Genomic DNA, 6,523 nt, shown 5'->3' on the forward strand with positions numbered 1-6,523 from the left:
GCTTATGGTGCAGTTTAATTCTTGATCGTCGTCACGTCATCGATTGCGACGAAGCCGCTCGAACCCACCGTCGCGTCGCCGCTGGTTCGCTTGCGGTTTCGCCGTTCGATCTCGGCTTGCGCCGGCACGGTATACGTCAGCCCGCCGTCGTAAGCTCCGAAGTCGTTGAACGCGAACCACTTCACCAAGCGATACGCCCAGCTTCGCTCCGGCACTTCTTGGCCCGGCATATATTGCGACGGGCGACACTCCATCGCGTCGAGTTCCGCGAGCGCGGTCCCTCGGGCCGTCGTGTCGCGGGCCCCGTGTTTCACGACGAGTTCTTGCAGCAAGTCCGGTCGTTCTAGCACGATGCAGCCGCGCGTGGCCGAGGCGGCGAGCTTGCGAAAGTCGCGTAAAAACTCCGAACCGCCGATCGATTCCTTCAGCGGCCGCGCGTCGTGGATCGATTCTTTGGCAAACTGAATGATCGGACACGGCTCGATGTCGCCCCACGGGCCGACGTGGTGCGTGAACCCGGTGGCTGCCGGGCAGAGAGCCTTTCCCGCACCGTCGTAATAGGCGTCGACCACGGCGATCGGCTTCGTCGCGCGCGTGTTGACGACGAACTCGCGCACGCGGCGCTGTTGCTCCGGCGTCAGGCAAAGCTCCGGATGCGGCTCGGGTCCGACCGCGCGATAGGTGTGGTACCACATATACAGGGCACCCATCTCGATGAGCTTGTCGACCCAGCGCTCGGTGAGCAGGTCGTCGATGTTCGTCGCGCAGAGACTCGTGCAGACACCTGTAAGGAGCTTGTTCCGCAAGCAAGCCTGCAACCCTTCGAGCGTGCGGCTATAAACTTCCGGCCGGCCGCGGCGCACGTCGCTGATGATCTCCGTTCCCTCGATGCTCACGAGCGGAGTGACGTTGCCGGCCTTGCGCAACCGCTTGGCGACTTCATCGGTGATGAGTTGGCCGTTGGTGAAGACTTGGAAATAGCAGTCGGGATGTCGCTCGAACAGTTCCAAGATCTCCGGATGCATAAACGGCTCGCCGCCGAGAATGCCGAAGAAGCTGTTGCCCATCTCCTTCGACTCGGCGATCACGCGGTCGAGCGCCGGAATGTCGATCGTGTGCTGCTTGGCAGCGACGTCGACCCAGCAACCTTGGCAGCGAAGATTGCAGCTGTTGATGATCGAAAGATACAGGAACGGCGGAAAGAACTCCCCTCGCTTGAGCCGGCGCTTGTGCATCCAAATCGCTCGAGCCCCTTTGACCCCCATATTCCAAACGAGTTTCCACACTAACCGTTTGTCGGTTTCAAGGAGCGCGCGGCGGGCCATGCGGAGGTACATAGGAGCGGGAAGGGGTCAGGGGAAAGTCAGAAGTCAGAAGTCAGAAGTCAGAAGTCAGAAGTCAGAAGTCAGAAGTCAGAAGTCAGAAGTCAGAAGTCAGAAGTCAGAAGGCAGAAGTCAGAAGGCAGAAGTCAGAAGGCAGAAGTCAGAAGGCAGAAGGCAGAAGGCAGAAGTCAGAAGGCAGAACGCCGGACGCAAGCGAGCTTCCACGTTTTGCATTTTGCATTTTTACTTCTTACTTTCCTCCACATGTCTTCGATCGTTCCAGAGTTCGATTGCTTCGTCGCGGCGTTCGTAGCGGTAGGTGAGTATGCTTACCGAAGCGGTGCCGAGCAATAAGTGTTGGCCGGCGACGACGTCGAGCCCGAGCCAGCGGACGGCGAGTGCCCGCAGGCAGTCGCCGCTGGAAAAGAGCAGGGTGTTGCCGTCGAGCGGACGGACTCGCCCGAGCACGCGCTCGACCCGTTGCGTGATCGCGGTAGGTGATTCACCCCCCGGGCATCCATCGACGAAGAGCCGCCAATCGGGCCGATCGCTGCGGATGTCGGCGGTTGTGCGTCCTTCGTAGTCGCCGTAGTCCCATTCGACGAGATCGGCATCGATAACCGCACGCGCGCCGAACCCAGTCAACTCGCAAGTTTGCCTAGCTCGCGCGAGCGGGCTACAGAGGACGGTCGTAAACTCGACCTCGGCCAGCCGCGCGGGAAGCCGCCGTGCGTTCTCACGTCCGCAATCGATCAGCGGTTTATCGGTCAGGCCCGTATGCCGGCCCGAGAGCGACCACTCGGTTTCGCCATGCCGAACGAGATAGAGCTTGGGGATCGCGGTCATGGAGAGGACTATTCGGTTTTGCCGATCCGCTGAGGAACTGCTTTGCACCGTCAAAACTTCAGGGCTTGCTCAAGGCTGCGATGCTTCATCCACCATAAAGCGCCTTTGCCGTACTGGAGATGCGAACCAGATACGTCATTGTGGCGTGCGTTTGAGGCGTTCTTTGATGTCCGCAATCGCCTCGTCGAGCGGAAACATCCGACCGGCTTCTAAGTCCGCGATTCCTCGGCGTGCCGCCTCGAGATCAAGTTGGGCCTGCAAGCCATCGAAGATCGTCGGATCGACGAGATAATACTTTCGATGATTCTCTTCATCCTCAACGACCACCGGGCCGGGATACTGATTTAAGGCTTCGCGTTGTTCGGCCGTGATTTTCGGAGTCATGGAGGTAGCTTACCATAAGCCTGCTCCGGTATAAATCGAAAGTCCGTTTCTCGTTCGTCCTCGCCGGAGATCGTAAGTTATGACGCAGTCGGCCGTGTTGATTGCTTGCGAAAATTATGCCGATCCGCTGCTGCCGAAGATCGAATACGGCGCGGCCGACGTCGCGGCGGTCGGAAAGGCGCTCGAGCAACACGGCTTCGCCGCCGCCGATCAAACTCTCTTGGTCGATGGCAAGAGTACGAAGAGCCTGATCGAATCGCGCGTGCGCAAACTGCTGCGCGGCGCGCAAGCCGACGACGCGATCTATCTCTACTACGTCGGCCACGGCTTCGCGCACCGAGGGGCGAGCTATCTCACTTGCGGCGACTCCGTCGCTACGGACCTCGTCGACACCAGCATCGCGCTCAAAACGCTTCTCGGCGAGATCGAGAAGAGTGCGTGCGGCAAGATCGTGCTGTTTCTCGATGTGTCGTCCGCTCCACTGCTTCAAGTCGAGAAGCTCGTCGGGCATTACGAGCCGTGGAACGATGTCCGGCTCCATGAAGCGTTCGATGGCGCGGAGCGTCGCGTCTGTTTCGCGTCCTGTACCCCGGGCGAGGCTTCGTGGTCGAGCGGCGCGCTGAAGCACGGTGTTTGGGCCTCGTCGCTGATCGAGGCGCTCCAGGGGGAATCGCCGTCCGCGGCCGAGCGCGGCGGCGTCGTTACCTGCGCGTCGCTGCTGAAACAATGGAAAGCCGCCGTGCCGCGGGCGCTGCGCATCGCCTATACGGATAAGAAGACGCAAACGCCGCAACTCTACGGCGGGGCCGGCGGCGCGCTCGTGATCGCCGACGTGAAGGAGCTCGCGGCGAGTCGGAAGAAGAAGCCTGCGAAGCGCACCGTGCGCGACGTCGCTCGCGTGGCGCTGGTGCGCGAGAGAATCGAAAGCGTCAAAAAGCTCTCCGGCTTCCGTAAAGGAACGCGCGTCCCTGATGCCGTGAATGCTTCGTCGCAGAAGTTCGTCGGGCAGTTGGCGCTCGAAGAAATTCAAAACGATCTCGATAAGGTCCATGCCGAGTTGCGCGAAGCGTTTAAGTTCAAACGGCTCGATCTCCAAGTCGACGGCCCCCTCGACGGCTCCGGCACGATCATCACTCCCTTCTTCAGTTACACGTCGGGCGTGAAGCAGAATCCACGCGATCCGGCCGAGGTCATTTGGCGGCGCGAGGTGATCGACATCGTCGATGCCGAGCAGATTCTTACGAAGCCGTTCGCCGCGGTCTTCGCCGAGTTGTTCGACACGGTCGAATTCGCACCTGCCGACGCAGTCGATCTCGAAGCCTTGATCGATCGGATCGAAGCGCTCGACGATCCCCGCGTGGCGATCGATTACGATCGGGAAATCACTTGGTGCAAGCTTGCGATTCGGGGCATCGGCGGCGAAATCAAAGTAACGAAGCGGACGTTCGAGATCGTCAAAGACCGGCCCGAGAGTCCGAAAAAATTGTTGCAATCGTTCTTCGATATCCAGCACATGCTCGTCGACACGCACGACGTGCGGCTTATCGGCTTCGGCAAGCAACCGGCTTAAAACAGCCGAAAACGAGCCTCCAGCGGGGTGTCGCGAGCGGCCTGTCGGGCGTGTAAGATTTTAAGTCTCACCCTGCGAATCGAAGTTAAGCCTCAGTTCGGATAAATTACCATGCACGTTTTGCTGACGGCTTGCCTACTTGTTTCAGCCGCGCTTCCCGAGACCCCTACTAAGCAGACCACGGCCAAGGCGCCCCTTGCCAAGGCACCAGCGAAAGCAGCCCCGACGAAAGCCTTGCCCGGAAAAGCCGCCGCTACGAAAGCTACACCTGGAAAAGCTACGCTAGCCAAGGTCGGGCCGGTGCTCGACTGGCCGACGTTTCGCGGCGCCGACCGGAGCGCCGTCGCCCCCGATCAAGGCCTGCTGCAAACGTGGCCGGCCGATGGTCCGCCGCTCGTGTGGGAAGCGAAGGGGGCAGGGCGTGGTTATTCGAGCCTCGCGATCGCCGGCAACTTGATCGTCACGCTCGGCGACGCTCCTTCGACGGCCGAAGCCGGGGACGAAGATGAATATCTACTCGCCTTCGACCGAACCACCGGTAAGCAACTTTGGAAACTAAAGACCGGCCCGGCTTGGAAAGAAGGCTCGCCGACCTGGCAGAGCTCGCGCGCCACGCCGACGATCGCCGACGAGCTGGCCTACGTTCTCACGGCGCAGGGCACTCTCATTTGTTGCCGAGCGGAAACCGGAAAAGAAGTCTGGCGCAAGGACTTGAAGAGCGAGTTCGGCGGCAAGAAGGGAGACGGTTGGGGCTACAGCGAGTCGGTGCTGGTTGACGGCGAGCAGCTCGTCTGCACGCCCGGCGGCGAGACGTCGACGATGGTCGCGATGAATCGCAAGACCGGCAAAGTTCTTTGGACGACGGTGCGCGAGGGAGACCGCGGAGCAGGGCACGCCTCGATCGTCGTTGCGCAGATCGGCCCGACGAAAGTTTATGTGCAAACCACGGCGTCCGGCGCGCTCGGCGTCCGCGCGAAAGACGGCAAGCTCCTCTGGTCGTACGAAATCGAGAAGACCACGGCCGTGATTCCGACCGCGATCGTGCGCGGCGATCTCGTCTTTTTCGCGGCCGGCTACAAGCGGGGCGGGGCGTTGCTGAAGCAGCTTCCGAAGCCGCGCGGCGAAGTCGAAGTGAAGGAGATTTATCCGATCACGAAGGAGCTCGCCAACAAGCACGGCGGCATCGTCCTCGTCGGCGACTATCTCTTCGGCGACAGCGACGACCAAGGCATTCCGTTCTGCGCCGACCTGATGACCGGCGAGATCAAGTGGAAGTCGCGCGGATCCGGCTCAGGCTCGATCGCGATCGCCGCGGCCGACGGTTGCCTGTATCTGCACTACTCCGACGGAGTGATGTCGCTCGTCAAAGCCGATCCGGCGGAGTATCGGGAACTCGGCTCGTTCAAGCTCCCTGGCGGCGGCGAACGGCCGGGCTGGATGCACCCGGTCATCGTCGACGGCAAGCTCTACGTCCGCGAGCAAGACTCGATCTTCTGCTACGACGTGAAGGCGAAGTAGCGCGATCTAAGGATCGCGATCGTCCCTCGATAGCCGCGGGTGCATATCCGCGGCAACGCCGCCGCGCCCCGCAAAGCATTCGCCGGCACCTAATCGCGCAACGTCGTTACGCCTTCTTCTTCCCTTTCGGAAACTCGCACAGCGGCACGCTCCGGCTTGGGTCCGCAAGAATATCCGCCAGCGTCGTTCCGCCGAACGCTTTCTCGACGCTCGCCATTGCGTTGTCGAGTTTGCGATGCAGCGGGCAGAGATGCGTGCCGTGCGTCGCGATGCCGAGCGGACAGGTTTTGATGCGCATGATCGGCTCGACCGCGTTGACGACTTCGAGAATCGTCAGTTCCTTCGGCTCTTTGACGAGCGTCATGCCGCCGCCGAGCCCGCGCTGCGAATGGACGATGCCTGCCCGACCCAGGCTTTGCAACACCTTCGAGAGATAGGCGCGGGGGACCTGCGTCACGCCGGCGATCTCGTCCGTCGTCCGGGCCGTCGGGGCTTCGCCGGCCAAGTGGACGACCGCGCGCAAGGCATACTCGACCGTCTGGGAAAACATGCGATTTTCTCAAGCAAGGCGGAAATAGGATGTTGACATCCAATTATACGCCGATAATGTAAAGAAGTAGTGGATGTCTTTGTCCAGTTTAGGCGGACGAAGGCGATTTCGTCAAATAGTTCGCTATTTCAGGAGGTTTCAGCCATGCCCGACGTCATGCAGCGGATCGACGAAGCCCGTTTGGAAACGGACACGCAATACCGCGTCGGCTACCTGCGCGAGTTCATCGGGTTCGACGGAGCCGACGTCGCCGCGATCCACGCTTCCGCCCCCTTGCTCGCGCCGCTCGTGCCCGGCTTGGTCGACGCCGTGTACGTGAAGCTCTTCGGCTAC

At 61.0% G+C, this 6,523-nt stretch carries 7 protein-coding genes; 3 read left to right on the plus strand and 4 right to left on the minus strand.

Annotation, left to right across the window (positions count from 1 at the left end; genetic code table 11):
• Positions 1–14 precede the first annotated feature (14 nt).
• The 3 genes from K8U03_14380 to K8U03_14390 form a co-directional block, all read right to left on the minus strand.
• Positions 15–1,337, minus strand: coding sequence for a radical SAM protein (locus K8U03_14380; protein ID MCE9606080.1), 1,323 nt, complete (start codon positions 1,335–1,337; stop codon positions 15–17).
• Between the two features lie 228 nt (positions 1,338–1,565).
• Positions 1,566–2,168: a histidine phosphatase family protein gene (locus tag K8U03_14385; protein ID MCE9606081.1), complete on the minus strand. Its 603-nt coding sequence runs from the start codon at positions 2,166–2,168 to the stop codon at positions 1,566–1,568.
• Between the two features lie 135 nt (positions 2,169–2,303).
• Positions 2,304–2,552 carry a hypothetical protein gene (locus K8U03_14390; protein MCE9606082.1) on the minus strand — a complete coding sequence of 83 codons (249 nt, stop codon included), beginning with the start codon at positions 2,550–2,552 and terminating at the stop codon, positions 2,304–2,306.
• A gap of 79 nt (positions 2,553–2,631) precedes the next feature.
• On the opposite strand from K8U03_14390, the gene K8U03_14395 reads away from it, so the two are divergent.
• The gene (locus K8U03_14395; GenBank protein ID MCE9606083.1) at positions 2,632–4,122 is read left to right on the plus strand and encodes a caspase family protein; all 1,491 of its coding nucleotides are present in this window, start codon (positions 2,632–2,634) and stop codon (positions 4,120–4,122) included.
• 111 nt (positions 4,123–4,233) lie between these two features.
• Positions 4,234–5,640 carry a PQQ-binding-like beta-propeller repeat protein gene (locus K8U03_14400; protein MCE9606084.1) on the plus strand — a complete coding sequence of 469 codons (1,407 nt, stop codon included), beginning with the start codon at positions 4,234–4,236 and terminating at the stop codon, positions 5,638–5,640.
• Positions 5,641–5,746: 106 nt separating this feature from the next.
• On the opposite strand, the gene K8U03_14405 is transcribed toward K8U03_14400, so the two are convergent.
• Positions 5,747–6,190, minus strand: a complete 444-nt coding sequence (locus tag K8U03_14405) for an Rrf2 family transcriptional regulator (GenBank protein MCE9606085.1) — start codon at positions 6,188–6,190, stop codon at positions 5,747–5,749.
• A 156-nt stretch (positions 6,191–6,346) separates the two neighbouring features.
• Here K8U03_14405 and K8U03_14410 point away from each other — a divergent pair.
• On the plus strand, positions 6,347–6,523 hold a 177-nt coding region (locus tag K8U03_14410), incomplete at its 3' end, for a protoglobin family protein (protein MCE9606086.1).

It is taken from the genome of Planctomycetia bacterium (genome assembly GCA_021413845.1).
Lineage (GTDB): Bacteria > Planctomycetota > Planctomycetia > Pirellulales > PNKZ01 > PNKZ01.

Excerpts from the sequence above, each read along its gene's own strand:
- K8U03_14400 (MCE9606084.1), top strand. The coding sequence starts at position 4,234 with ATGCACGTTTTGCTGACGGCTTGCCTACTTGTTTCAGCCGCGCTTCCC.
- K8U03_14385 (MCE9606081.1), bottom strand. The coding sequence starts at position 2,168 with ATGACCGCGATCCCCAAGCTCTATCTCGTTCGGCATGGCGAAACCGAG.
- K8U03_14405 (MCE9606085.1), bottom strand. The coding sequence starts at position 6,190 with ATGTTTTCCCAGACGGTCGAGTATGCCTTGCGCGCGGTCGTCCACTTG.
- K8U03_14380 (MCE9606080.1), bottom strand. The coding sequence starts at position 1,337 with ATGTACCTCCGCATGGCCCGCCGCGCGCTCCTTGAAACCGACAAACGG.
- K8U03_14395 (MCE9606083.1), top strand. The coding sequence starts at position 2,632 with ATGACGCAGTCGGCCGTGTTGATTGCTTGCGAAAATTATGCCGATCCG.
- K8U03_14390 (MCE9606082.1), bottom strand. The coding sequence starts at position 2,552 with ATGACTCCGAAAATCACGGCCGAACAACGCGAAGCCTTAAATCAGTAT.